This window comes from Trebonia kvetii, assembly GCF_007827045.1.
Taxonomy (GTDB): Bacteria; Actinomycetota; Actinomycetes; order Streptosporangiales; family Streptosporangiaceae; genus Trebonia; species Trebonia kvetii.
Genome location: NZ_RPFW01000011.1, coordinates 27,198 through 52,444, shown reverse-complemented (window position 1 = coordinate 52,444; position 25,247 = coordinate 27,198). Strand labels below are relative to the sequence as shown.

General features: G+C 71.4%; 20 protein-coding genes and 1 pseudogene. 6 read left to right on the top strand and 15 right to left on the bottom strand.

What is annotated here, in order from left to right:
* Nucleotides 1–15: 15 nt before the first annotated feature.
* The 4 genes from EAS64_RS40025 to EAS64_RS44270 all read right to left on the bottom strand — a co-directional run bounded on the left by EAS64_RS40025 (nucleotide 16) and on the right by EAS64_RS44270 (nucleotide 3,981).
* A complete protein-coding gene (locus EAS64_RS40025) occupies nucleotides 16–1,359 on the bottom strand; it encodes an amino acid ABC transporter substrate-binding protein (protein WP_187366529.1) in 1,344 nt (447 codons plus the stop codon).
* A 429-nt stretch (nucleotides 1,360–1,788) separates the two neighbouring features.
* Nucleotides 1,789–2,850 carry a LacI family DNA-binding transcriptional regulator gene (locus EAS64_RS40020; RefSeq protein WP_222849969.1) on the bottom strand — a complete coding sequence of 354 codons (1,062 nt, stop codon included), beginning with the start codon at nucleotides 2,848–2,850 and terminating at the stop codon, nucleotides 1,789–1,791.
* Nucleotides 2,851–2,988: 138 nt separating this feature from the next.
* Nucleotides 2,989–3,213 (bottom strand): hypothetical protein, encoded by a 225-nt coding sequence (locus tag EAS64_RS40015; protein WP_145861941.1) that lies wholly within the window; start codon nucleotides 3,211–3,213, stop codon nucleotides 2,989–2,991.
* A gap of 105 nt (nucleotides 3,214–3,318) precedes the next feature.
* Complete coding sequence (locus EAS64_RS44270; RefSeq protein WP_187366528.1) at nucleotides 3,319–3,981, bottom strand: winged helix-turn-helix domain-containing protein; 663 nt, start codon at nucleotides 3,979–3,981, stop codon at nucleotides 3,319–3,321.
* A gap of 121 nt (nucleotides 3,982–4,102) precedes the next feature.
* Here EAS64_RS44270 and EAS64_RS40005 point away from each other — a divergent pair, with 121 nt between their 5' ends.
* A complete protein-coding gene (locus EAS64_RS40005; RefSeq protein WP_187366527.1) occupies nucleotides 4,103–8,710 on the top strand; it encodes a glycoside hydrolase family 38 N-terminal domain-containing protein in 4,608 nt (1,535 codons plus the stop codon).
* Between the two features lie 82 nt (nucleotides 8,711–8,792).
* Here the strand turns inward: EAS64_RS40005 and EAS64_RS40000 are convergent, their stop codons facing one another.
* A complete protein-coding gene (locus EAS64_RS40000) occupies nucleotides 8,793–10,358 on the bottom strand; it encodes an MFS transporter (protein WP_246116112.1) in 1,566 nt (521 codons plus the stop codon).
* 56 nt (nucleotides 10,359–10,414) lie between these two features.
* Here EAS64_RS40000 and EAS64_RS39995 point away from each other — a divergent pair, with 56 nt between their 5' ends.
* Nucleotides 10,415–11,032 (top strand): TetR/AcrR family transcriptional regulator, encoded by a 618-nt coding sequence (locus EAS64_RS39995; protein ID WP_222849968.1) that lies wholly within the window; start codon nucleotides 10,415–10,417, stop codon nucleotides 11,030–11,032.
* A gap of 57 nt (nucleotides 11,033–11,089) precedes the next feature.
* On the opposite strand, the gene EAS64_RS39990 is transcribed toward EAS64_RS39995, so the two are convergent.
* The 3 genes from EAS64_RS39990 to EAS64_RS39980 all read right to left on the bottom strand — a co-directional run bounded on the left by EAS64_RS39990 (nucleotide 11,090) and on the right by EAS64_RS39980 (nucleotide 13,575).
* The gene (locus tag EAS64_RS39990; RefSeq protein ID WP_145861939.1) at nucleotides 11,090–11,530 is read right to left on the bottom strand and encodes an Lrp/AsnC family transcriptional regulator; all 441 of its coding nucleotides are present in this window, start codon (nucleotides 11,528–11,530) and stop codon (nucleotides 11,090–11,092) included.
* An 81-nt stretch (nucleotides 11,531–11,611) separates the two neighbouring features.
* Nucleotides 11,612–12,256, bottom strand: a complete 645-nt coding sequence (locus EAS64_RS39985) for a response regulator transcription factor (protein WP_145861938.1) — start codon at nucleotides 12,254–12,256, stop codon at nucleotides 11,612–11,614.
* Nucleotides 12,256–13,575, bottom strand: a complete 1,320-nt coding sequence (locus EAS64_RS39980) for a sensor histidine kinase (RefSeq protein WP_222849967.1) — start codon at nucleotides 13,573–13,575, stop codon at nucleotides 12,256–12,258. The genes EAS64_RS39985 and EAS64_RS39980 overlap by 1 nt, the downstream gene beginning before the upstream one ends.
* Before the next feature lie 53 nt (nucleotides 13,576–13,628).
* Between EAS64_RS39980 and EAS64_RS48025 the strand changes: the two genes are divergently transcribed.
* Nucleotides 13,629–14,698 (top strand): IS630 family transposase gene (locus EAS64_RS48025; protein ID WP_439333581.1). Its coding sequence is split into 2 segments (ribosomal slippage): nucleotides 13,629–14,106 and nucleotides 14,106–14,698, totalling 1,071 coding nucleotides; the frame shifts between segments, so codons are not numbered across the junction.
* Between the two features lie 39 nt (nucleotides 14,699–14,737).
* Here the strand turns inward: EAS64_RS48025 and EAS64_RS39965 are convergent.
* On the bottom strand, nucleotides 14,738–15,535 hold the full coding sequence (locus EAS64_RS39965) for an ABC transporter permease (protein WP_145861936.1): 798 nt from the start codon (nucleotides 15,533–15,535) through the stop codon (nucleotides 14,738–14,740).
* A 77-nt stretch (nucleotides 15,536–15,612) separates the two neighbouring features.
* Nucleotides 15,613–16,251, bottom strand: a pseudogene (locus EAS64_RS39960) (ABC transporter ATP-binding protein); the annotation flags it as partial.
* Nucleotides 16,252–16,442: 191 nt separating this feature from the next.
* Between EAS64_RS39960 and EAS64_RS39955 the strand changes: the two are divergent.
* On the top strand, nucleotides 16,443–17,360 hold the full coding sequence (locus tag EAS64_RS39955; protein WP_145861932.1) for a proteasome assembly chaperone family protein: 918 nt from the start codon (nucleotides 16,443–16,445) through the stop codon (nucleotides 17,358–17,360).
* On the opposite strand, the gene EAS64_RS39950 is transcribed toward EAS64_RS39955, so the two are convergent.
* The gene (locus EAS64_RS39950; RefSeq protein ID WP_145861930.1) at nucleotides 17,357–18,466 is read right to left on the bottom strand and encodes a M24 family metallopeptidase; all 1,110 of its coding nucleotides are present in this window, start codon (nucleotides 18,464–18,466) and stop codon (nucleotides 17,357–17,359) included. The genes EAS64_RS39955 and EAS64_RS39950 overlap by 4 nt on opposite strands.
* Nucleotides 18,467–18,488: 22 nt before the next feature.
* Complete coding sequence (locus EAS64_RS39945) at nucleotides 18,489–19,400, bottom strand: 5'-3' exonuclease (RefSeq protein WP_246116110.1); 912 nt, start codon at nucleotides 19,398–19,400, stop codon at nucleotides 18,489–18,491.
* A 115-nt stretch (nucleotides 19,401–19,515) separates the two neighbouring features.
* Between EAS64_RS39945 and EAS64_RS39940 the strand changes: the two genes are divergently transcribed.
* Nucleotides 19,516–20,280 (top strand): hypothetical protein, encoded by a 765-nt coding sequence (locus tag EAS64_RS39940; RefSeq protein WP_145861928.1) that lies wholly within the window; start codon nucleotides 19,516–19,518, stop codon nucleotides 20,278–20,280.
* A gap of 65 nt (nucleotides 20,281–20,345) precedes the next feature.
* On the opposite strand, the gene EAS64_RS39935 is transcribed toward EAS64_RS39940, so the two are convergent.
* The gene (locus EAS64_RS39935) at nucleotides 20,346–20,909 is read right to left on the bottom strand and encodes a Rieske (2Fe-2S) protein (RefSeq protein ID WP_145861926.1); all 564 of its coding nucleotides are present in this window, start codon (nucleotides 20,907–20,909) and stop codon (nucleotides 20,346–20,348) included.
* 219 nt (nucleotides 20,910–21,128) lie between these two features.
* Nucleotides 21,129–23,717, bottom strand: coding sequence for a hypothetical protein (locus EAS64_RS44265; RefSeq protein WP_187366526.1), 2,589 nt, complete (start codon nucleotides 23,715–23,717; stop codon nucleotides 21,129–21,131).
* A gap of 211 nt (nucleotides 23,718–23,928) precedes the next feature.
* On the opposite strand from EAS64_RS44265, the gene EAS64_RS39925 reads away from it, so the two are divergent.
* Entirely contained in the window at nucleotides 23,929–24,960 is a 1,032-nt protein-coding gene (locus EAS64_RS39925; RefSeq protein WP_246116109.1) for a cation diffusion facilitator family transporter, read from the top strand.
* Nucleotides 24,961–24,968: 8 nt separating this feature from the next.
* Here EAS64_RS39925 and EAS64_RS39920 read toward each other — a convergent pair whose 3' ends face one another.
* Nucleotides 24,969–25,241 (bottom strand): hypothetical protein, encoded by a 273-nt coding sequence (locus EAS64_RS39920; RefSeq protein WP_145861922.1) that lies wholly within the window; start codon nucleotides 25,239–25,241, stop codon nucleotides 24,969–24,971.
* Between the last annotated feature and the right edge of the window lie 6 nt (nucleotides 25,242–25,247).

The window sequence follows — 25,247 nt, the reverse complement described above, 5'->3', positions numbered from 1 at the left end:
ATGTCACCTCTTAGGTCAGCTGACCCACTGCGGCTTCGTGGGGATGATCGCCACGGACGCCCCGCCGGCCGGCAGCACCTGCGCGTACTTCGTCCCGTCGTTCTGCCACTGGAAGATGAACGCCGCGGCGGCGCTGTTCTCGCCGAGCGAGTCGAACTTCACGTCACCCTGCACCGTCTTCAGCGTCACCGCGCTGTGCAGGTAGGAGATGATCTTCTGGTTGTCGGTGCCGCCGGTCGCGGTGATCGCGGCCTGGACTACCTGGCCGACCGAGTAGGCCTCCGCCACGTCCGCGTTGACGCCCGAGGCGTTGACCTTGTACAGCGCTTCGTACTCGGTGACCATCTTCTTGCTCGCCGGGTCGTTGTAGTCGGGGTACCAGCCGTTGGGCACCATCATGCCCTGGGCGTTGCCCGGCTTGACGGCGCTGGTGAAGGCCGCACCCTGGTCGGGGCCCGCCGCGGCGATGAACATCTTCGGCGTGTAGTGGTTGGCCTGGAACTGGGCCATGAACGCCGCGACGGTGGGCACGTCGGTGGAGCCGAGCACCACGAGGTCCGCCTTCTTCTTGGCCACCTGGTCGGCTACCGGCTTGTACGAGGATTGCTCCTCGGCGAAGGGTGCCACGGTGTAGACCGGCTGCACGCCGAGTGCCGTCAGCTTCTGCTCGGCGAGCTGCACCGGCGGGTCGGCGAACGGGTCGTCCGCCATCGGGTACGCGGCGGTCTTCGGCCGCTGGCTCGCCGGCAGGCTCGCGATGTAGTTGACGAACGGCATGAGCGAGTCCGCGACCGGCAGTGACACGTCGAAGACGTTGTGGTCCGCCTGGTTGGCGGGAGTGTCGAAGACCGACGGCGCGCCGCCCGCGCCCTCGACGAACGCGTACCCGTTGCGGGCCGCCACGGCCGAGGCCGGCTTGGTCAGCAGCGAGGAGAACGGGCCGAAGGTGAGGTCCACGTGATCGGAGTTGATCAGCGTCTGGTAGTTGGTGACGACCTGGTTGGGCGAGCTGGCGTCGTTGAGGATCGTCAGCTTGACCTTACGCCCGAGTATGCCGCCCGCCGCGTTGACATCCTGGGCCCACAGCTCATAGCCCTGCTTGAACGCCACACCGTCGGCGGAGAAGTCGCCAGTCAGGGACAGCGAGGCGCCGATGTTGATCGGCGTCGACGACGACGGCGAGCCGCTCGCCGAGGTGGCCGCCGACGACGAGGCTCCTGTCGTCGCGCTGCTTGAACTGGTCGTGGTGCTTGGAGTACTGCTGCTGCCGCTGGTGCAGGCGGCAAGAACGCCAACGGAAAGCGCAACGGCGCCCAGCGTGGCAGCGTTCTTGGAGAACCAGGGGAGGGGTGCGCTCACGCCCGGTTCCTCCTTCCTCATCGCTCATGCTTCTCGGAATAGAGCCCTTGGGATGGCTCCGAGTGCTCATCCTCTCGGGGTTATGCCAGCGGGGTCCGCCTGTTGTGCGAAAAATGCAACGAAATGACCCCACCGTGACCGGCGCGATGCACGGGGCGGTGCACGGCGGGCGACTACAATCGTTTGCATGTGAGATTGAACCCGATGGCTCGGGTTTGTCAATAACGAATGTCCAATTCGTTATCATGAAGATTCAGAGACATCTCAGAAGAAATCCATAGCAAACGGCAACCGCTGGGACGTGTGTGGCGAGATATCACGGCAGATTCCGCTTCCCCGGATGAATGACGCGCATATCTGGCATACATGCCGCAAGCGGCCGCAATCGGTTGCATCCGGCCGAAACCGGACACGAAGGCGGCGCTGACGCTACCCGCGTCCGCGACGGGCGGCGGTGGCGCCGCGGTGCAGCGGGACAGCGCTGCCTGCCTCCGACGCGGTCCCTGGCGGCGCGGTCGAGCCGCGGACAACGAGCTCGGGTGCGAGAAAGAGGATCTTGAGCGGGCTGTCCGGTGTTTCGATCCGCTCGATGAGCAGCGTGGCCGCCTCGGTGCCGAGCTGGTAGTGCGGGAACCGCACCGTGGACAGCGGCGGGCGGAGCCGGTCGATGAACGGCATGTCGTTGAACCCGATGATCGACACGTCCTTGGGGCAGTCAAGCCCGAGCTCGTCGAGCGCGCCGTAGCAGCCGACCGCGAGCAAGTCGTTGGCGACAACGATGGCGGTGAGGTCGCCGCGAGCGGCGAGCAGTTCCCTGCCGCAGCGCAGCCCCTCCTCCATGGAGTACCCGGCGGCGTACACGATTTGGTCATCGCCCACGGGGAGGTGGTGCGCGGCCATGCCCGCGCGGAAACCGCGCAGCCGCTCGACGCCGGTCGAGATGTCCTGCGGGCCGGCGATGTGTCCGATCCTGGTGTGCCCGAGTGCGACCATGTGGGCGACCGCCGCCCGCTCGCCCGCCTCGCTGTCCGCCGAGACCGACGAGAAGGGGTAGTCCTGCGCGGTGCGGTTCATCAGCACCACGGGCAGGTCGGACTCGGCGGCCTGAGCGATGATGGGGCTGCCGGCGATCGCGGTCGCCAGCACGAACCCGTCCACGTGCCGCGCGCGCATCTGGTCGAAGACAAGCTGTTCTTTGGCCAGGTCCGCGTCGGTGTTACCGAGCAGTGCGACGTAGCCGCGGGTGGCGAGCCTGTCCTCGAGACCGCGGACGATCGGCGGGAACAGCGGGTTGTTGAGGTCGGGAATCAGCACGCCGATGGAGTGCGAGCGGCGGGTCCGCAGGCTCCGCGCCACCGGGTTGGGCCGGTAGCCGAGCCGGTCGGCCGCCTCGCTGACCCGTCGTGCGGTGTCCTCGCTGACCAGGAGCCGCGTCTCCGGGTTGAGCGCGCGCGACGCGGTGGCCGGGTGCACGCCCGCTGCCGTGGCCACGTCCCGCAACGTGGCCGGGCGGTCATGGTGGGCCATCGCGTTCCTCGATTGTCTGGTGATCGCCGGGGGATGTGCTTCACAGTACTCACGGAGCGCATCCGCCGCTAGACAATGCCTGGTCGAAGGCTGTGCTGGCGCTTACTGCGTGCGGGTCGCCGAGATGACGATGACGTAGGAGCGGCCGCGACGCCGGCCCGCGGCGGCGAGGGTGGTCCACGACCAGGTGACGCGGAGCTTCGGCACGGTGAGGTGCGGTGCGCGGCGCCGCGCGGTACGCGCCGGCATCGGGCGGTACGCGTTCAGGTCGGCTTGCATGTCACGGCGGCGTTCTGTGGCCAGGGACAACATGAGCTGCGGGTACATGGCGGGCTCCTTCTTTGGTGCTGACCCGGGTGCACGGGTCGCTAATTAAGATGTATCGCGTTTTAGGCATGAGTTCAAGATGTATCGCGTTTGCTGGACAGGCTTTTACTTGGGCGCGTCCTCGCCCGCTTCGCCGGCGGGCGGCTCGGCCCAGTCTGCGACCGGGCTGGCGAACAGCGCCCACTCCACGGGCCGCGCACCGTCCGGGCGCCGCGCCGGGTTGGCCAGCCGGTCCTTGTACTTGTCGAGCATCAGGCGCATCTGCTCCATCAGCTCCTCGGTCTCCGCCGCTGTCAGGAACACGTGACTGCGCGTCCAGCCGGTCGCGTCCTCCCAGCCCGGCAGTGGCGCAGCGCTGCCCTGCACGCTCCTGGCCCGCTCGACCCAGCGCTCGAACATGAGCCGGCCGAGTTCGCCAGCGGCGAGCGCCGCCTGCGGGTCGGGCAGTTCCGTGGTGATCCGCACGTGCCGGCTGGCCAGCATCCACGGGCGCTCGCGGCCGCGGCCACCGCCCGCCTCCTTGACGAACCCGTACTTGGCCAGGGTCCGCAGATGGAAGGCGCAGTTCGCGGGCGACTCGCCGAGCGCCTCGCTCGCCTGCGTCGCGGTCAGCGTCTCGCGGAAGCCGAACAGCTCAAGCAGGGCCATCCGCACCGGGTGAGCCATGGCGCGCATTCCGGTGGCGTCGGTGAGGACGCTCAGCTCCTCGGCCTCGGTCTCCGCCCCGGCGCCGGCGGCGCCCTGTCCTGGAATCTGTTCGGAACTCATGTTTCGAAACACTACGCTCGAAAGGATTGTTTTGACAAGAGCTCTCGGAAGAGTTCTTTCGAGAGGCCGATTTGCCCGTCTTGAGATCGTCGCGGTGCCCCGGGCGTGCGACGATGAGGGCATGCGCATCACTGGGGTCGAGTCGACGGATCTGTTCACGGGAAGCGCCGGACACTCAGGGCGGGCACTCCAGGTCATCCGGGTCACCGTTGAGGCAACAGCGGCGGCCGAGGCCGGGTCGGCGGCGACACTGCGGGTCGTGGGGGCCGGGGCGGACACCCCGCAACCGTTCGGGATGAGCCTTGGCGAGCCGGGGGTAGGCCGCACCGGCGAGGTGAGCGTCGCCCTGACCGGATCGCCTGGCATCGAGCTGCCCGTGACGGTCATCGCGGAGAGCGAGTCGGTCGGGCGCACCGAGCAGGCGGCGACGATCACGGTCGCCGAGACCGGCTGGACGATGTGGATGGTCTCGCACTTCCACTACGACCCGGTCTGGTGGAACACCCAGGGGCAGTTCACCGAGGCACGGCTCGTGCTGCCGGACGAGGACGGGGACCTGCCTGACACGCGGACCGCGTTCGACCTGGTGCGGCTACACCTGGAGAAGGCGCGGCGGGACGCCGATTACAAGTTCGTGCTCGCTGAGCTCGACTACCTCAAGCCGCACTTCGACGCGTTCCCCAGGGACAGGGAGTTCCTCCGCTCGCTGCTGCGCGGCGGGCGCGTGGAGCTTGTCGGCGGCACCTACAACGAGCCGAACACCAACCTCACCGGCGCGGAGACCACCATCCGCAACGCGGTGTACGGCATGGGCTTCCAGCGCGGCGTGCTTGACGGGGAGCCGGCGTCCGCGTGGATGCTCGACGCGTTCGGGTTCGACCCCGGATTCCCCGGGCTGATGGCGGCCGCGGGGCTGACCTCTTCGTCGTGGGCGCGCGGGCCGTTCCATCAGTGGGGACCGGCCGAGAACAGCCGGATGCAGTTCCCCGCCGAGTTCGAGTGGCTCTCCCCCGATGGTTCCGGACTGCTCACCGCCTACATGGCCAACCACTACGGCGCCGGCTGGACGCTGCACACGGCCAAGGACCTGCCCGGCGCCCTCGCCGAGGCGTACGCGCAGTTCCGCTCGCTCGCGCCGGTCGCCGCGACGCGCAACGTCATGCTGCCCGTCGGCTCCGACCACGTGATCCCCGCCCGCTGGGTGACCGACGTTTCCCGCGCGTGGGCGCAGCGGTACGTGTGGCCGCGGTTCGTGCCCGCACTCCCCCGCGAGTTCTTCGCGGCCGTGCGTGCTCAGTCCGAGTCCGAGCCGCAGCGGTACTGGATCATGCCGCAGACGCGCGACATGAACCCCGTCTACACCGGCAAGGACGTCTCCTACGCCGACACCAAGCTCGCCGCGCGGGCCGGGGAGACCGCCGTCCTCGAGGGCGAGCGCCTCGCCACCGTCGCCTGGCTGCGCGGCGCTTCGTATCCGGCTGAGTCACTGGACAAGGCGTGGCGGCAGCTCGCGTACGGCGCGCACCACGACGCGATCACCGGCACCGAGTCCGACGAGGTGTACCTCGACCTGCTGGCCGGCTGGCGGGAGGCGTGGCAGCGCGGCGACGCGGCGCGGGGGGACGCGATCGCGTTCCTGACCGGCTCCGCCGGCCATGCGGACACCGCCGGCTCCGCCGGCCATGCGGGCACCGCCTCGTCCGGGCTCGCCGTCACGGTGGTCAACGGGCTCGCGCGCGAGCGGGACGGTATGGTCACGGCGACCGCGCGTCTCGACGCCGCGGGCACCCCGTGGCTGGCCGTCATCGACCCCCGGTCCGGCTCGCCTGTCCCGGCGCTCGCCGAGGGGGTGCGCAGGCACGCCGACGGGTCGCTCGCCGAGGTGACGCTGACGTTCTGCGCCCGCGGCGTCCCGCCGCTCGGGTACCTCCGCTACCCGCTGGCTCCCGCACCGGAGCCGTCTGGCTCGTCTGCTGGCGGCTGGGCCGACGTCGAGGGCCTTGTCATCGAGAACGACGCCTTCGCGGTGACCGGCGCCGCGGGGCACGGGGCGCTCGCCTCGGTGCTCGACAAGGCCACCGGGCGGGAGCTGCTGACCAGGCCGGGCAACGACCTGGTGCTCCAGGAGGAGTACGAGCAGCACCCGCGCTGGAACGAGGGCCCGTGGCACCTGTCGCCCAAGGGCCCGGGGCTCGCGGCGTCGGCCGTGGCGGCGACGGTGCGGGCGCAGCGCTCGCCCGCCGGCTCGCGCCTTGTCGCGGACTACGCGCTCGGCGACCTGACGGTGACGACGGAGACGCTGCTGTGGCACGGCGCGGACCGCGTCGAGTTCCGCACCCGCGTGTCGGGGTCGATCGGCAAGAACCGGCTGCTGCGGGTGCGCTTCCCCGCCAATCAGCCGGGCGGCCTGCCGGTGTACCAGACCGCGACGGCGGTGATCGGGCGGCCGTTCGGTGCGCCTGAGGCAGACGTCGCGGCGCACTGGTGGACGCTGGACAACCCCGCCAACCACTGGTTCGGCGTCGGTGCGGTCGCGCGGGCGGCGCTGCCGTCACCGGCCGGGCTGCCCGCGCCGGGCGGCGGCGTGTCCGTCGCGCTTGGGGTGGCCGAGGTCATCACGCCCGACACCGTCCCTGCCGAATCCCGGCCGGTCATCAGGGACCTGGTCGTCGGTCTCGCGCGGGCCGGCGCCACCGCGACCTGCTCCCGCCCGTCAGGCACCAGGTACGGATGGCTCGACCTCGACTCCAACCTGCCCGACTTCCGCATCGCGCTCGGCGGCCCGTCGGAGAACGCGTTCACCGCGGAGGTGCTCGCGGCCGGCGATCCCGCGGTGGCCAAGCGACTGGCTCAGCTGGTCGCCGACGGCGGCGCGGCGCGGCTGTGGATTCCCGCGTCCAAGGCACGCGCCGCGGCATTCGGGCCCGGTGCGGACCTGCGCGGGCCGCGCGACCTGCCCGTGCTCGTGGTGGCCACCGCCGATCCCGGCGCGCTGGAGGCGGCGGTCCGCGAGCTGATACGGGACCTGCTGGTGCAGCGGGTGCCCGCGGAAGTCGCCGACATCGGCGCGCTCGCGCCTGGGGACGCCGCGCTCGCGGACGGCGCGGTCGCGCTGTTCAACCGGGGCACGCCAGGAGGCGTGGTCACGCCGGACGGGACGCTGTGGATGTCGCTGTTCCGGGCCTGCGCGGGCTGGCCAAGCGGGGTGTGGATCGACGGCGAGCGGCGGACGGTGCCCGACGGGTCATCATTCGCCTGGCAGCACTGGTCGCACACGTTCGGCTATGCGCTCGCATCGACGGGTGCGCGGCTCGACTGGCGCGCTGCCGGGTTCAGCGCGGCCGCCGAGGAGTACAACCACGACCTGATCGCGACCGTGACTTCGGTTGGCGAGCCCGCGGACGCCGACGGCGAGCCGGCAGCCGCTGGCGGCCCTCACGTGGGCGGCTGGCTGGCCGTCGACGACGCGCCGAACGTGACGCTCAGCGCGCTGAAGCCGGTCGGCAACCCGCTGGCCGCCATGCTGCCCGGAGCCCCGGCGGAGGCGCCGCGCGAGGTGACCGTCCGGCTGCGGGAGACCGACGGGCGGCCCGCAATCGCCCGGCTGCGCCTGGCCGGCGGCATCGAGGCGGCCTGGTTCAGTGACCTGCTCGAGGAACGCTACGGCGACGCGGTGCCTCCCGGCGACCGCGGTTCCGCGGACGACGGACAGGACGCTGCGGTGCTCCGGGTTGTGGACGGGATCGCGTACGTGCCGCTGGGGCCGTTCGAGACCGTGACGCTGCGGGTGCGGCCGACGGCCGGGACGGGCGAGGAGGCCGGCACGGGCGCCGGCGTCAGCGCCGCAGCGGAGCTTCCCGAGCCGGCCCAGCCGGTCTACACGCGGTACTGGCTGCACGGCAAGGGGCCGGCGCCCGCGGGGAACATGCCGGTCGCCGTGCACTTCTCTCCCACGCGCGTCACGCTGCGCGGCGCGGACGCGTCCGGCCAGTCAACGCTGGCGCTGACGGTCGCGGCCGGCCCGGCTGGCGGCAGCGGAGAGGTCAAGATCATCATGCCGGATGGCATGGTGGCGGCGGTGCGGCGCTCGGCCGACCCGGACGACCCGGACGGCCTGGCTGGCGTGGCCGCCCCGGACGGCCACGGTGCGGCAAGTGCCGCCGTGCAGGACGGAGTGCTGTCCTATGACCTCGCGCCGAACGGGTTCGCCGCCTGGGACGTGACGGTGACTGCGCCGGCCAGCACCGCGGACGGGCGGTACTTCGTCACCGCGCGGATCACCGACGCGCTCGGGCAGGAGCTCGAGGACACCGCGCTCGTCACGGTCGGCGAGCCGGGCGCGCCCGACCCGTCCCAGGAGCCCGAGGAGCTGTTCTTCCGGCTGCAGGCCGACGTCTGCGCTCTGGCGGAGGAGGCCGAGATTGAGGTCCTCACACCGGCGCTGCGGCTCGCGCCAGGAGAGAGCGGCGAGCTGACTGCTCGCGTCTCCAGCCGCCTTGCCTCCGAGCTGCGCGGCGAGGCACAGCTCGTCTCCCCCATCGGCACCTGGCGGTCCACCGCGCCGTGGACCCAGGCGGTCACGGTCGAGCCGGGCGGCGCGGCGACGGTGCGCTTCGGCGTCACGGCCCCGGCGACGGCAGCCCCTGGCTGGGAGTCGTGGGTGCTTGTCAAGCTGATGTACTTCGGCCGCGTCCGCTACTCCCAGTCGGTCCCGCTCGTCGTCACCTAGCGTGCCCCCGGCGGGCGCGCTGGGGGGTAGCGCGTCCTGCCGGGGGCACGTGCCCGGGCCGCAACCGGGGGGCTGGCAAGGGCTAGTCGGGAAGGGCGCCCGCCGGCACGGTGTCGTCGGCTAGCTCGGCGGGCGAGCTTGGCACCGCGGGGCGCCGCTCGCGGAGCAGGGTCGCGATGACCAGCAGGGCGGCCAGGTCGAAGATGGCCGCGAGCAGGAACGCCGTCGACATGCCGTGCGCCAGGACGTGCTGGTGGAACGCCGCCGCGGACAGGCCCGCGACCGGGTGCGCCTGCGAGTCGCGCGTCGCGGTGCCGAAGACCGCGACGAGGACCGCGAGGCCCACCGAGCCGCCGAGCTGCTGCATGACGTTGACCATGCTTGACGCGGCGCCCGAGTCCTGCGGCGCCACCCCGGCGAGTGATGCCGTGGTCAGCGGGACGAAGACCACGCCCATGCCCGCGCCGAGCAGCACCATCGGGCCGAAGACGCCTGACCAGTAGGTGGTGTCCGGCGACACCCGCGACAGCCAGGCCATCCCGGCGACCACCGGGAGCATGCCCAGCATCATCAGCCGCCACCCGCCGACGCGCGGCATCAGCCGCGGCGCGAGCCTCGACACCGCGAACAGCAGCAAGGTCATCGGCAGGAACGCGATACCCGCCCGCAGCGCGCCGAAGCCGAGCACGTCCTGGAGGAACTGGGTGAGGAAGAAGAACATGCCGAACATGCCCGCCACGACCAGCAGCCGCGCGATGAACGAGCCGGACCGGGCGGCGCTCGCGAACAGGCGCAGCGGCGTGATCGGCTGCGGCGCCCGCCTCTCGTTGAGCACGAACGCCACAAGCAGCACGGCGGCGACGGCGAACGCGGCTATCGCGACGTGGTTGCCCCAGCCGTCCGAGGCGGCCCTGATGAAGGCGTAGACGAGAGCGGCGACGCCGGCCGTCGAGGTGACGGCGCCCGGCAGGTCGAAGCGGCCGGGCACGCGCGGCGTCTCGGTGACGAACATCGGGGTGAGCACGGCCACAGCGATGCCGATCGGCACGTTGACGAACAGCACCCAGCGCCAGGAGGCCCACTGCGTGATCAGGCCGCCAAGCACCAGGCCGAGCGAGCCGCCCGCGGTCACCACGCCCGAGTAGATCGCCAGCGCCCTGATGCGCTCCCTGCCTTCAGGGAAGCCGCTGACTACCAGCGCCAGGACGGCGGGCGAGGCGAGGGCGCCGCCGACGCCCTGGACGGCGCGGGCGGCGAGCAGCACGCCGGCGTTCGGCGCGAGACCGCCGGCCAGCGAGGCCACGGTGAAGAGCCCGATGCCGGCCAGGAACATGCGGCGGCGGCCGAGGATGTCGCCGGCCCGGCCGCCGAGCAGCAGCAGCCCGCCGAAGGTCAGCGTGTAACCGTTCATCACCCAGGACAGGCTGGTCGCGGAGAAGTGCAGCCCGGCCTGGATGTGCGGAAGCGCGATGTTAACGACGGTGGCGTCAAGGATGATCATCAGCTGCGCGCCGAGCATGATCGCTAGGGCGACGCCCGGGCGAGTGCCCGCGCGGCGCGGTGCTGGACGGGCGGAGTGGTCAGCTCCGGCATCTGCTTCCCGGTGCGCCAGGCCCGAGGTACTATGAGGAAAGATACGGAGGTTCACTCCGCTTACTATACGGAGGGTCCCTCCGTTTTGCAAGCCGGTAGGGTGCGTTACCGATGGACATGATGGATCTGGCCCGCAGCGACGCGGCCGAAGAACCCCGGATGCGGGCCGACGCGCGCCGCAGCCGCGCCAAGCTTCTCGAGGCCGCGACCGCGGCGTTCGCGGAATACGGAGCGGACGCGCCGCTCGAGGACATCGCCCGGCGGGCCGGGGTCGGCATCGGCACGCTCTACCGGCACTTCCCGACGCGGACCGACCTGCAGGCCGGCGTGTTCCGCAGCCAGGTGGACGCCGTCTGCTCGACGGCCGACGAACTGATCGGCAACGTGACGCCCGAGCAGGCGTTCGCCGGCTCGGTGCGGGCCATCGCGGGCTACCTGATCACCAAGCGCGGGCTCGCCAAGGCGCTGATCGACTCACTCGGCCGGGATTCCGAGCTCATCTCCGTGTGCTCGATGCGGATGCGCGACACCCTGGACCGGCTGCTCGGTCACGCCCAGGAGGCGGGCGTGCTGCGCACCGACGTCACCGCGCACGACGTGCTGCGCCTGGTGCACGGCATCGTGATGGCGACCGAGCAGTCGCCGCAGGACACCGACCGGCTGCTCGGCATGATGCTCGACGGGCTGCGCACGTCGGCCGCGGGCCGGTTCGCCCCGCCCCCGGATTGATTCGCCAGCGGGGCGAAGCACGCAACCGTTCGGGATGATCCCGGCTGTTGACTTGCGTCAGATCTCCGGCGGGCGGTTCTCGTAGGCGGTGGAGAGAACGACCGTGGTGCGCGTGGACACATTCGCGATGGTGCGGATCTGCTGGAGCAGGTCCTCGAGCGCGCTTGGCGAGGCGACACGGACCTTGAGTATGTAGCTCTCGTCCCCCGCGACGCTGTGGCAGGCCTCGATCGCGGTGACGCCGGCCAGGCGTTCCGGCAGGTCGTCGGGGGCGGCGGGGTCGAAGGGCTTGATCGACACGAAGGCGGTCAGCGGCAGCCCGATCACCACGGGATCACACAACGCTACGTAGCCGGTGATGACCCCGTCGGTCTCTAGCCTGCGCACCCGCTGGTGCACCGCGGACACCGAAAGGCCTGCCTGCCTGGCAAGTTCCGTAAAGCTCATACGGCCGTTGCGAGACAACAGGGACACGATTCGGCGGTCGATCTCTTCCACTACAGCAACTTAACGTGAAATGTACGCTGGTGAGACGGCATGCGGTAACGGCTTAGTCTCGGCGGCTGTCGCGCGCCGGCGCTAGGCGGAGGCGCCGAGGTACCGCAGGACGGCCAGTACCCGGCGGTTGTCGCCGGCACTCGACTCCAGGGCGAGCTTACCGAAGATGCTCGCGATGTGCTTTTCCACCGCGCCCTCCGACAGCACGAGCTTGGCGGCGATGCCGGCGTTCGACCTGCCCTCGGCCATCAGGCCGAGTACCTCGCGCTCCCGGCCGGTCAGCGACGCCAGGCCCGGGTCTGGCCTGCGCAGCAGCATGCTGACCACCTCCGGGTCGAGCGCGGTGCCGCCGTCGGCGACGCGCTCAAGGGCCGCGACGAACTCCCCCACGTTCCCCACCCGGTCCTTCAGCAGGTAGCCGACTCCCCCGGCGCCCGACTCGAGCAGGCGCGCGGTGTAGCGCGTCTCGATGTACTGCGAGAACATCAGCACGCCGACCGACGGGAACTCGCGCCTGATGGTCTCCGCGGCGCGCAGGCCCTCGTCGGTGTGCGACGGCGGCATCCTGATGTCCGCGATCACCGCGTCAGGCCGGTGCGCCCGCACCTGCTCGAGCAGGGCTTCCGCGTCGCCCACCGCCGCGCTGACCTCGTGGCCGCGGTCGGCGAGCAGCCGGGTCAGGCCCTCCCGCAGCACCACGGCGTCCTCCGCGATCACGACACGCATCAGGTTCCTCTCCCCGTCATTTGCATGGGCAGTTCCACGGTCACGCTTGTCGGCCCGCCCGGCGGGCTCGACACCGTCATCGACCCGTCGACCGTCGACACGCGCTGCGCCAGCCCGGCAAGGCCCGTGCCGCCGGACGGGTCCGCGCCGCCCCGCCCGTCGTCGCCGACACGCAGCCGCAGCACATCCGGTTTCCGCGTGTCGATGTCTACCTCGATCCTGTTCGCCGAGCTGTGCTTGATCGCGTTGGCGAGCAGCTCGGCCGCGCAGAAGTAGCCGATCGTCTCGATCGCCGGCGATGGGCGCCGGGCGGCGTCGGCGCGCACCGTGGCCGGGATCGGGCTGGACGCGGCCAGCGATTCGAGTGCGTCGGCCAGCCCGTTGTCGAGCACCGGCGGGTGGATGCCGCGGGCGATGCGGCGCAGGTCGGCAAGCGCCTCGCTCAGCCCGGCCTGCGCCGCGTCGAGCAGCTCGCGCACGGCCGCGTCGCCGGTCTTGTCCTGGGCCATCCCGACGTTCATTGCCACCGCGGCGAGCCGGACCTGGGCGCCGTCGTGCAGGTCCCGTTCCACCCGGCGCAGCGCGGCCGCCGCGTCCTCCACGGCGATCGCCCTGGTCCGTTCCAGCTCGCTGACCCGGCTCGGCCCGAGCAGCGCCCGCGCCAGCCGCCGGTCGGCGATGACGATCGCCCTGGCCAGCCACACCCCGCCGATAACGCAGGCCACGCCAATCACCACGGCGAGCAGCGTCCCCGGCAGCGTATCGATCGCCACCTGGACGTCGGGAACCGGCGTCACCGCGATCAGCGGGCCGAGCCTGGTGCCCGCCGGGTGGTTGCGGAACAGCGGCCACACCAGCGGGTAGGTCATGTCGACCAGGCCCATGCCGACCGACACGACGGCCCACCCCTGGAGGATCGCCACCGGCAGCTTCAGCTCCGCGTAGCCGACGGCCCGCCAGCCGTCGCGGTCCCGCAGCCGCCTGTCCAGCCTGCCGAGCACGCCCTCGCCCCGCTGGAACGGCGCGGGCGCGGTGATGCGGTAGCCGATCACGCGCCGCAGCAGTATCCGGTGCAGCGCGCCGAGCCGCCTGGCCATGATCAGCACGAACACGATCATGAGCAGGCCGACGACGGTGCCGAGCACCGACGCCGAGATGAGGAGCGCGGGCGCGAGCGTGAACAGGACCAGGAAGAACCCGGCCACGCCCGCGATCGCACCCGCCGCGCAGTACAGCAGTTCCCGCCAGGCCCGGCGGGTGAACGGGGCGCGAACCACCTCGCCTGCCACCCGCCGGATGCCGTCCATAACGATCTTCAATTGCCTGGGTTACGGGTCTGGCGTGTGTCGCGGTGGTGGGTTATGCCGGTGTCATGAGGTATCCCGATGGCGGCGGGCTGACTGCTGCGGATCGTGCCCGCCGGGAGCAGGTGCGGCTGGCGGCGGCGGAGATGATCGAGGCCGGGGCGAGCGATGGTGAGGTCGCGCGGCGGTTGCGGGTGAGCCGGATGTCGGCGAACCGGTGGCGGCGGGCGCTGGCGGCCGGCGGCCGGGAGGCGCTGGCCTCCAAGGGGGCCGGCGGGGCGAAGTGCAAGCTGACGGAGGCCCAGGTCGCCGAGCTGGAAGCGGTGCTGGACGCGGGGCCCGCGGCGTGCGGTTATGAGGATCAGTGCTGGACCCTGGCCCGGATCGCCGATCAGGTGTGGCGGCGGTTCAGGGTGGAGTACACGCTGGGCGGGGTGCATGTGCTGCTGCACCGGATGGGGTGGAGCGTGCAGGTCCCGGCGCGGCGGGCGGCCGAGCGGGATGAGGCCGCGGTCGCCGCGTGGAAGCAGGAGACGTGGCCGGTTATAAAAGGGCGGCTGAGCAGCAGGGCGCCTGGCTGGTCTTCGAGGACGAGTCCGGGCAGGGTTTAAGGCCGCCGAAGGGCCGCACCTGGGGGCGGCGCGGCGCGACCCCGGTCGTCAAGGTGACCGGCGGCAGCAACAAGCGGGTGTCGCTGGCCGCGGTGATCGCCGTCAAGGCCGGGCAGCGGCCGCGGCTGATCTACCGCGTCCATTCCGGCCCCCGGCGCGGTGACAAGCGCAAGGGGTTCACCGAGACGGACTACGCCCGGCTGCTGGACGCCGCCCACCAGCAGCTCGGCGGGCCGCTCGTCCTGATCTGGGACAATCTCAATACGCACGTCAGCCGGGCGATGCGCGAGCTGATCGCGGCCCGGGACTGGCTCACCGTCTACCAGCTGCCGGCCTATGCCTCCGAGCTCAACCCGGTCGAGTCGGTGTGGTCGCACCTGAAAAGATCCCTGGCCAACCTGGTCAAGCATGACCTCGCCCAGCTCACCGCCCTGGCCAAGTCCCGGCTCCGCCGCATGCAGTACCAGCCCGGCCTGATCAACGGGTTCCTCACCGGAACCAGGCTTGATCTCACGTCCCTTGCGTAACCTCCGCAATTGAAGATCGTTAGTCGTCAATTGTCCTCGTCACGCGTCCCGGCACGCCATCGCGTATCCGCCGGCCGCGAGCGCGACCGCCGCGTACAGGCAGAGCATGGCGAGCCCGGCCGCCGGCGACAGCGACGCCGCGACCGGCTTGACCGCGGTCAGCGAGTTCTCCGCGATGATCTCCGGCAGGAACTTCATCGCGGGGTTCTGCTGGCCGAACGGCAGCAGGATGAGCGGCAGCACGAACACCACCCCGACGACCGCGGCGATCGCGCCCGCCGTGTGCCTGATAAGCGCGGCCAGGCCGAGGCCGATGAGCGCGATCAGGGCCGGGTAGACGCCGGCCATCAGGATGGCGCGCAGCACTCCCGGCTGGCCGAGGGTGGCGTGCGCGAGGCCGTGCGGCACGGCCAGCTGCCGCGCGGCGAACGCCGCGAACGCCAGCACCTCGCCCGCGATCAGGGTCACCGCGGTGAGCACGGCCGCCTTGGCGGCGAGCACCAGGCCGCGGCGCGGGACCGCGGCGAAGGTGGCGCGGATCGAGCCGCTGGTGAACTCGGTGCTCAGCGCAAGCACGCCGAGAGTGCCGAGCGCGAGCTGCCCGATCGCCAGGCCGGAAAAGCCGTCCTCGGTGGGGTCAAAATCAGGTCCAGGATGAACCGGCGCCTTGAGGCCGAGCAGGATCGCGAGTCCGGTCATCCCCGCGGCGAAGGCCGCGAGCGTCCACCATGTCGACCGGACGCTGCGCAGCTTGCGCCACTCCATCCTGGCGACTCCGGTAATGCCGTACGCCCCGGTGGCACGGCCGGTCTGACGGTTCAGCGTTGCGGTGGTCACGCCGCCCTCCCCTGGTACTCGCTGACCGAATCGGTCAGCTGGAAAAATGCTTCCTCGAGCGAGCCCGCCGACGCCGACAGCTCGGCCACCGTCGTCTGCGCGAGCAGTTGTCCCCTGCCGATCACGATTAGCTCCTCCGCGGTCATCGCGACCTCGCTGATCAGGTGGCTGGAGATGAGGACCGCGCGGCCCTGCTCCGCCAGCGAGCGCAGCAGGCCGCGCATCCAGCGGATGCCCTCGGGGTCGAGCCCGTTGACCGGCTCGTCGAGTATGACGACGCCGGGGTCGCCGAGCAGCGCGGCCGCGATGCCGAGCCGCTGCGCCATGCCGAGCGAGAACTTGCCGGCCCGGCGGCTCGCGACGCTGGTCAGGCCGGTCATGGCGAGCACCTCGTCGACTCGCTGGGCCGGGATGTCGTTGGACGCGGCGAGCGAGCCGAGGTGGGCCCTGGCCGAACGTCCCGGGTGGAACGCCTTCGCCTCGAGCATCGCGCCGACCTCGCGCAGCGGCCAGCGCAGCTCGTGGTAGCTCTTGCCGTTGATGGTGGCCTGGCCGGCGTCGGGCCGGTCAAGCCCGATGATCATCCGCATCGTGGTCGACTTGCCCGCGCCGTTGGGGCCGAGGAATCCAGTTACCGTCCCCGGGCGGACGGTGAAGGACACATTCTGGACGGCTACGGTGCGTCCGTAGCTCTTGGTGAGGCCGCGCGCCACGATCGTGGCGGCCGCCCCCGTGCTATCGCCGTTCGTCACGAGATCCTCCCAGGCGTGTTCGTTCGTCTCGAACAAGACGCTACGAACTGCGAGCCTGCGGCGGAACGCGGCTAATCCCCGTCATTAGCGGGGGTTTTCCCCATAGCGACTGGCTGGGGGGACAAAGCTGTCGGAGGCGGTGAGAGACTGGAGGCATGCAGCCGGAAGAACTCTACGAACTGGACACCAACCAGACATCCGAGGTTAGTGAAGCCGGCCCCGAGGGGATGGCGCTGCTCGTGCACCTGGAGGGGTTCATGGACGCGGGTGCGGCCGGGCGCCTGCTGACCGAGCATCTGCTCGATGCCTTCGAGCACACCACGGTCGCGCGGTTCAACATCGACCGGCTTCTCGACTACCGCTCCCGGCGGCCGCTGATGACGTTCGACGACGGCAAGTGGGAGACCTACGACGCGCCCGAGCTGTCGGTCTTCCGGGTCGCCGACTCGGCGGGCAAGCCGTTCCTCCTGCTCACCGGCCCCGAGCCGGATCATGAGTGGGAGGCCTTCGTCGCCGCGACGCAGGAGATCGCCGAGCGGCTCGGCGCGGGGCCGATGATCACCTACTTCGGCGTGCCGATGGGGATACCGCACACCAGGCCGCTCGGCGTGATCACGCACGCGACCCGGCCGGGGCTCGTCAGCTCAAAGCTGCCGCTGCCCTCCAAGCTTCAGGTGCCGGCGTCCGCGTCGTCGCTGATGGAGTACCGCTTCGGCGAGGCGGGCAAGGACGCGATCGGCCTGGTCGTCCAGGTGCCGCACTACCTGTCCCAGGCCGCCTACCCGACGGCGGCGCTCACGCTGATCGACGCGCTCACCGAGGTGACCGGCCTTGACCTGCCCGCGCTCGAACTGCACGAGGCGGCCGACAGGACCAACACGCTGATCGACCGGCAGGTGGCCGAGTCGGCCGAGGTCGCCGAGCTTGTCCAGGGCCTTGAGGCGCAGTACGACGCGGCGCTCGCGCACGACGGCGAGAACCTGCTCGCCGACGGCGAGGAGATGCCGACCGCGGAGGAGCTCGCCGCTCAGTTCGAGCAGTTCCTCGCCGAGCAGGGCGGCTCGGAAGACTAGACGATCACCAGTTCCCGCGGGGCGTTGTTCATCCGCTGGTAGCCGGTCTCGGTGCACACCACGATGTCCTCGATGCGGGCGCCGTGCGGGCCCGGGTAGATGCCCGGCTCGATGGAGAACGCCATGCCGGGCTGGAGCGGGGTCGTGTTGCCCTCGACGATGTAGGGGTCCTCGTGGGACTCCAGGCCGATGCCGTGCCCGGTGCGGTGGATGAACCATTCGCCGTATCCGGCGTCGTCGATGATGCGACGCGCCGTCCGGTCGACGCTCTCCGCGGTGACGCCGGGCCTGACACCGACGGTCGCCGCCTCCTGGGCGGTGTAGAGCACGTCGAAGTACTTCGTGAAGTCGTCGGGCGGGGTACCGACCGCGTAGGTGCGGGTGCAGTCGGAGCAGTAGCCGGACGGCATCGTGCCGCCGATGTCGACCACCACCACGTCGCCGTGCTCGATCACCCGGTCGGAGACCTCATGGTGCGGCGAGGCGGCGTTCGGCCCGGAGCCGACGATCACGAAGTCCACCTGGACGTGCCCCTCGGCGAGGATCGCCTCGGCGATCTTCGCGCCGACCTGGCGTTCCGTCAGGCCGGCCCGCAGCCAGTTCGGCACTCCTGCGTGCACCCGGTCGATTGCGTCGCCCGCCTCCTTGAGCGCCGCCACCTCCGCGGCCGACTTGCGGATCCGCAGCGGCGACAGCACGGCGCTGGCCAGGTGCTGGCTCGCCGTCGGGAAGATGGCGGCGAACTGCAGCACGTGCAGGGCCCACATCCGGTCGGACAGGGCGACGTAGTGCGGGTCGCCCATCGCCTTCTTGATGATCCCGAACGGGTTCTCGGTCTCCCCCCAGGTGACCATGTCAAGCTCCAGGTCGCCGGCCGGCGATGCCTGCGCCGCCCTCAGTTCCAGCTGCGGCACGAGCAGGAAGGGGTCACCCTGCGCGGGGACCGCGAGACAGGTCAGCCGCTCCAGCTGCTTGGCGTCGTAGCCGGTGACGTAGCGCAGGTCGGGTCCCGGGCTGAGCAGCAGCACGTCGATGCCCTTGACGCGAACCGCCTCTGTGACCTGGGTCAGGCGCTCGGACGGGTACAGGGCGGGCTCAGTGGTCACGTGTCTCCCTCGTTCGACGGTCTTACTGGCGTTTGGTGGCGGTGGCGAGGAAACGGGTCAGCGAGGACCCGAGTCCGAGCTCGTCGCCGATCTCGGCGATGAGGTCCGGGTCCGGCGGGACGGCGGGAAGCGTGCCGTCGATGTCGTCGCCGAGGGGGACGTCGGTGGCCGTCGCGACCACCGCGGGCGCGACGTCCAGGTAGTCCCTTGCCGCCTCGAGCTTCTTCCTCGTGCCAGGCGGGAAGCCGCCGTGCCCCTTGTCGAGCGCGTTCTTCATGCTCTCCAGGTCACCGAAGGCCCTGATCAGGGCCGCCGCGGTCTTCTCGCCGATGCCGGGCACGCCGGGCAGGCCGTCGCTCGGGTCACCGCGCAGCACCGCGAAGTCGGCGTACCGGTCACCGGGGATGTCGTATTTTCTCGCGACTTCATCCTCGGTGACCGGTTCGAGACGGCCGAGGCCCTTGACCGTGTACAGGACGCGGACCTGGCGCTCGTCATCGACGAGCTGGAACAGGTCGCGGTCGCCCGTCACCACGTCGACGGGCTGGGTGGCGCGGACGGCGAGAGTCGCGATGACGTCGTCGGCCTCGTAGCCGTCGTGTTCCGCGATGGCCACGCCCGCGGCGATGAGGACCTGGGTGATCAGCGGGATCTGCACGGCCAGGCCGGGCGGCGTCTGCTCGCTGCCGTCGGGCTCGGCGCGGTGCGCCTTGTACCCGGGAATGGCCTGGACGCGGAACGCCGGGCGCCAGTCGGCGTCGAGGCAGGCGACAAGCCGCTGCGGCCGGTGGTCCTTGACCAGCCGGGCCATGGCGTCGAGCAGGCCGCGGATCGCGTTCACCGGCGTACCGTCCGGCGCGGTCACTGTCTCCGGCATCCCGTAGAACGCCCGGTAGTACAGCGACGCCGTGTCAAGCAGCATCAACGAGCCCACTCGGACATCCTGCCACCTTCCGCGAGGACGACCGTCCGTAACCCCCGATGTGGCGTGGATCGGCATTTCGTTGTCACGGTCCGGGCCGGTGGCCTTGATGCTGCATAATCTCTGCGTGCCGATTCAACGCTGGAGTTCTCCCGTCCTGGGACGCGTCAAGGGAGTCATCGGCGGCGGGCTGTGCGCCGCGGTGGCCATTGTGTTCTTCCAGCCCTGGTTCGGCATCACGGTCGCCGCGGTCGTCGGCGTCGCCTGCATCGCCAACCTGCTGCTCGGCGCGGGGGTGACCCTGGACACCGAGGCCGGGCTGCTCGGGCTGCGCTGGGGGCTGATCGTCCGGCGCGTCCGGCTCGCCGACGTCACCGCCGTGCTCGTCGAGGACTCGAAGCTGTCCATCGGCCGCGCCAGTGGCGGCGAGATCTCGATCTACCTGTGGGGACGCGGGAGCTTCGACCGCTGGCTCGGCATGCCGGTGGTCGCCGGCGACATCGGGCACGCGGTCGCCAGGGCGTCGAATGCCGCCCGTTCGGCCGCCGAGGAGGAAGCTCCGGACGCGGTGACCGCGTCAGGCGCGTCGGCTTCAGGCGCGGCGGCCACGGCGGGCGCGGGCCGGCGCGGGTCCTCCGCGGCGTCGCGATCCGCTTTGGCGACGATGCTGCTCGGCTGCCTCGGCCTGCTCTCGGTCGGGGCGGCGCTTCTGGTCAGGCACTCCTGGCATAACCCGGCGATGAGCGTGATCGCGGTGATCCTGGCGCTGCTGCTCGGCATCGGCGGCGTGTTCTACGTGTGCCTGTCGGCGGCGCTCTTCGCCAGTTCCGCCCGGGTCGGCCGTCGGAGCCTGGCCGACGCCGAGTACTGCAAGTCGCGATCGTTGTCCTGAGAGCCCACCCGGGGCGGCGGGTGGGCTCCCAGGCGACTAGGGGCTCCTCGGGTAGCCGCGGGTGGTTACTGGAGCAGGATCTTGCCGTTGGTGACCGTGATGGTCTTGGCGGCGAGCGCGGTCGGGGCGGGGCCGGTGACGACGGAGCCGTCGGTGATCTTGAACTTGCTGCCGTGACAGGGGCAGTTGATCGTGCCGTCCGCGACCTGGTTGCAGAGGCAGCCGACGTGGGTGCAGATGGCGCTGAACGCCTTGTACTCGCCCTTGGACGGCTGGGTGACCACGATCTTGGCCGCGGTGTAGATCTTGCCGCCGCCGACCGGAATGTCCGCGGCCATGCCGAGCAGGGTGCCGGTCATCTTGCTCTTCGCAGTGCCCTTCTTCGCGCTGCCCTTCTTCGCCCCCGTGCCCGACGGCATGGTCGCGGCGCTGCCCATGCCGCCGCCCGCGCCGCCCGACGAGGTGGCGGCCATCGACGGCGCGCTGCCCGCGCCGTTCGCGTCGTAGGGGACGAAGGCGGTACTGCACGCGGTCAGTGCTCCGGTGACGCCGAGTGCTCCGGCGCAGAGCAGCACGCAACGCCGGGTGGCGGACTGATCCCGGTCGTCCCGCTGAGACTGGTCGGTCATCGAACTCCTTCGCTCGTGGGGTGGGCCAGCTGCCCCGCATCCGCTATGTCCGTTTTACGAGACCGGGACCGGTCCCGTGGATGATCTCCAGACGCGTAATCGGCCGGTAATCGGGTCCCTCTGCCGAGGGAATGCGGCCATCAGGGACGCACGGGCCGGGGAAAGCGAACGCCCGCGGGACACAGGGGCGGTCCCGCGGGCGTTCGCGGCTAGACGAAGCTAGCCGTGGTGGTGATGGCGGTAATAGTGGCGCACCGCCGAGGGAGCCATGCCGGTCGGCGACGGGCTCGCCGAGGGCTGGGCGGTACCCGCGCCGGCCGCGCCGCCCTGGGCCGGGGCGCTGGCGGAGGCGGACGCGGAGGCCTGGCCGCCCGTGGTCGCCGGGCATCTCCTAGTGCCCCGCATGGGGTTGCCCGGACCCGCCGTGCGGGGCGCGACCCGGTTGAGGAAGCAGGCCGCGACCACCACGCCGTTGCCGTCGGCGGTCGTGGAGACGAGGTTCGGCATGCGGAACGAGCCGCAGTTGAGGTTGCCGTAGGACTGCTGCAGGCGCATCGACAGGAACATGAACAGGTTGCTCGCCGCTCCCGGGGCCGGGCTCGGGCCGTTCATGAACAGGTTGACGTCCTGCTGGAGGCGGCGGCTCTGGATCGTCTCCATGTCGTAGCAGTAGGTGGCGGGCGACTGGCCGGCGGGCAGCTGCGGCATGTCGACGAGCGAACGGTAGGTGTTCGTCTTGTCGGTGCTCGTGTTACCGTTGTCGTCCAGCGTCATCGGGTCGTTCAGCGGGACGAGGGCGGCGGGGCCGCTCCCGTTCCGTCCGGCCCAGACGGCCGCCTGGATCTCGTCGAGCGGCAGAGCGGGCGCGGGCGCGCCCGCGTCGGCCAGGTCTGGCGCCTGCCACGGTGAGCAGCCAAGCGCCGGGTCGACGAACAGGTCGAGCAGCCCGTTGTCGCTGCCGTTGAACATCGTGCTCGCGCCGCCGAGCGAAGCCCTGTTGGCGGCGTTGTCCTGCGCGGTCTGCCCGTTGCCGGTCGACAGGTACTCGGTTGTCACGTTGTCGCTCTGGTCCTGGTCGATCACGCCGAAGCTGCGGGTCGTCATGCACGCCAGGCCGTCCTTCGCCCTGCCGGGCGAGGGAACCGTCAGCTTGCCCGCCGAGATCGCGGCGTTGACCGCGGTGAAGAACGCGGGCGCGTTGCAGGCGCCGACCTGGGTGAACGAGGAGAACTGGCCGCCGAAGTCCTCGCCCGCCACGCAGCTGGCCTGCTGCAGGATCGCGTCGGCGACCGGCGCGGCGGCTGGGCCGGCGGCCGGATTCGCGGTGGCGCTCGCGGTCGGGTTGGCAGTTGCCGTCACGGTGGGCGCGGTCGCGGTGGGCGCCGCTCCGGTGGGCGTCGCGGTGCTGGTCTGCATCGCTGTCCCCGACGCGGACGCCGACGCGGCGGGAGCCGTGGACCCGGACGCCGACGCGGTAGGGGCCGCCGTGCGGTGGTGCTGGCGCCCCGTCGCGGTCGACCCGGCGCTGGTGACCGTGGCGTCAAGCGATCCTGACGAGCTGTAGGAGCCGGGCGGCAGCGGCGCGGAGCCAACGGACTGGACGGACGCCCTGGCCGCGGCGGCGCCCGCCGCCCCATCGCCCTGAGTGCCCTGATTGCCCTGATTGTTCTGACCCGACAGGGCGACGCCGGACTGGGTGGCAGTGGGCGTCCCGGTCGGGGTGGCGCCGCCCGTGTCGGTCGCGGTCGGGGTGGCGGTCGCCGTCGGCGCAGCGGTGCCGCTCGTGTCCGCGGGCGAGGCGGAATCCGTCGGCGCGCCGGACCCGGTGTCAGTCGGCGTGGCCGACCCGGAGTCGGTCGGCGTGGCCGACGTCGTGGGCGACGCGGTGCCGGTCGACGAGGCGCTCGCCGTCGCGGAGTCGGTCGGCGTTGCGGAGTCGGTCGGCGTCGCGGAGTCCGCGGGGGCGGAGGCGGTCGGGGCCGCGGTGCCCAGGTTCTCATCGGCGCCCGCGAGGGTGAGCGTGTTGCCGTTGTAACCGAACCACAGGGCGACCACGGCGCCCGCGGGCAGCGTCGGCACCATCGGGGCCACCGCGGGCTGCGTGCCCGCGTTGACGACCAGCGGGTTGTAGACGGAGATCTGCCCGGTGGCCGGGTCGAGCACGGCGCCCTGGACGAATGCCGTCTGCGCGCTGTTCGTCTCGTCGCACGGGCCGTCGGCCGGGTTGGTGGCGGTGAGCTGGTACGGCGTCGCGAGACCCTGCGCGGTCAGCGGGTTCGCCGGCACGATGATGGTGCAGTTCGGGTTGTCCGTCGCGTCGGCGGCCGGCGCCGCGGTGAGCATCCGGCTGACGCCGACGCCCGCGGCCACCAGGGCGGCGCAGGCGACGATCGCCACCACGGAAAGCACGGACGTCGGGTAGTTGCGCAGCCACCGGGCGGCACCGCGCCGGCCTGGCCGAACCCGCCTGCCGGACCCGCGCCTGCCTGACCGGTGGCGGCGGTCGAACGCGACCGTCTGCCGCTCGCCGGCGAACTGGTCGCCGTAACCGCGCCCATCGCCGTAGCCGAGCTCGCCGCCATAGGCGGGCCCGGTCTCGCCGTAGCCGAGTCCGTAGCCAAACTGGTCACCGTACCCGCCGGCCTGCTGGTGGCCCGCCCGGCGGTCGTTGCCGTGAACACCTCGATACCCGGCATCCTGACGGCCACCACCGAGCAGGCTGGTGCGGTCGTAACCGCCGTCCTGCCTGCCGTCACTCCCGTGGCGGCGTCCGCCGCCTCGGCTACCTCGGCCCGAGGTCACTCCCATAATCACGGTCCTTTCGAACGGCTCCGTTCATTGCCGCGACGCCCAGAAGGGAACGTTAGCGATTCGTGACATTTGGCGTGGCGTTTCACTGATAAGTGGTTCTTACGGGGTTATTACGGGCCATCCGAGGTGACCCTGGTGCGCGCGCGCCGGCCTTGACCGCTGCTGGGCTGGGTAAATTTGATCTGGTGATGCACCAGCGGCGGGTCAAGTGAACGGAACGCCGACGATGTCGGGACACCAGCATGACGGGCACGCCCATGCGGCGTCGCCCGACGCGGACTGGCGATGGCTGGCCGCGGCGGCGGCGCTCATCGTGGCGTTCATGGCGGGCGAGGTCGTCGCCGGCCTGGTCGCGCACTCCCTGGCGCTGCTGTCCGACGCGGCGCACATGCTCACCGACGCGGCCGCGATCGGCCTTGCCCTCGCGACCATCCGGATGGCGGCTCGGCCGGCGCGCGGTGACTACACGTACGGGTGGCGCCGGCTGGAGATCCTGTCCGCGCAGGCGAACGGCATCACCCTGGTCCTGCTCGCGCTCTGGCTCGGCTACGAGGCCGTCCGCCGGCTGATCACGCCGCACCAGGTCGACGGCGGGCTGATGCTCGGCGTCGCCATCGCGGGCGTCTGCGTCAACCTGGCGGCGAGCCTGATGCTCGCCAGGGCCAACAGCGCGAGCGGGCGGCGCAGCCTGAACATGGCGGGCGCGGTCGCGCACGTGCTCACCGACCTGTACGCGTTCGCGGCCACCGCGGTCGCCGCCATCGTGGTGCTGGCCAGCGGGTTCGACCGCGCCGACCCGATCGCCACGCTCGTCGTGGTGGCCCTCATGCTGTACGCGGGCATCGGGCTGATCCGCGCGTCCGGGCGGATCTTCCTCGAGGCGGCGCCTGCCGGGCTCGACCCGGCCGCGCTCGGCGCGGCGATGGCGGCCCGCCCGAACGTCGCCGAGGTGCACGACCTGCACATCTGGGAGATCACCACCGGGATGCCCGCCGCGTCGGCGCACGTGCTCGTGCAGCCGCGCGAGGACTGCCACGCGGTCCGCGCCGACCTCGAGGCGCTGTTCGCCAGAGAGTACGACATCACGCACCTGACACTGCAGGTGGACCACCTGACGGAAGGCCACCCCGACGACCGGCACCCGGAGCCACCGCCGGAGAGCGACACGGCGCATGCGGCCACGCACTCGCACTGCGAGGACGCGCACGGCCCGGCGTACCGCCCGGCCGACGATCGCTGAGCCAGGGATCAGAGGCTGCGGAACTCCGGCGACCGGCGCAGCGCGTCCGCGACGACACGGGCCGTCCCGTGACTGGCGATCGGCACGCCCACGGCGCGGACACGGAACACCGTGGCGCCTGGCACGCTGGTGATCCGCACGACAGCGGCGCTGAGCGCCGAGCGGCGGGCGAAAACCCCGTCGGCGTCGGCGCCGACCTCAAAACCCGTGAGCCGCCTGCTGAGCACCGCGGCGACTTCTGCCTGTGTCACGCCCTTGCGCGGCACCCGAACCTTAGCCACGAACGC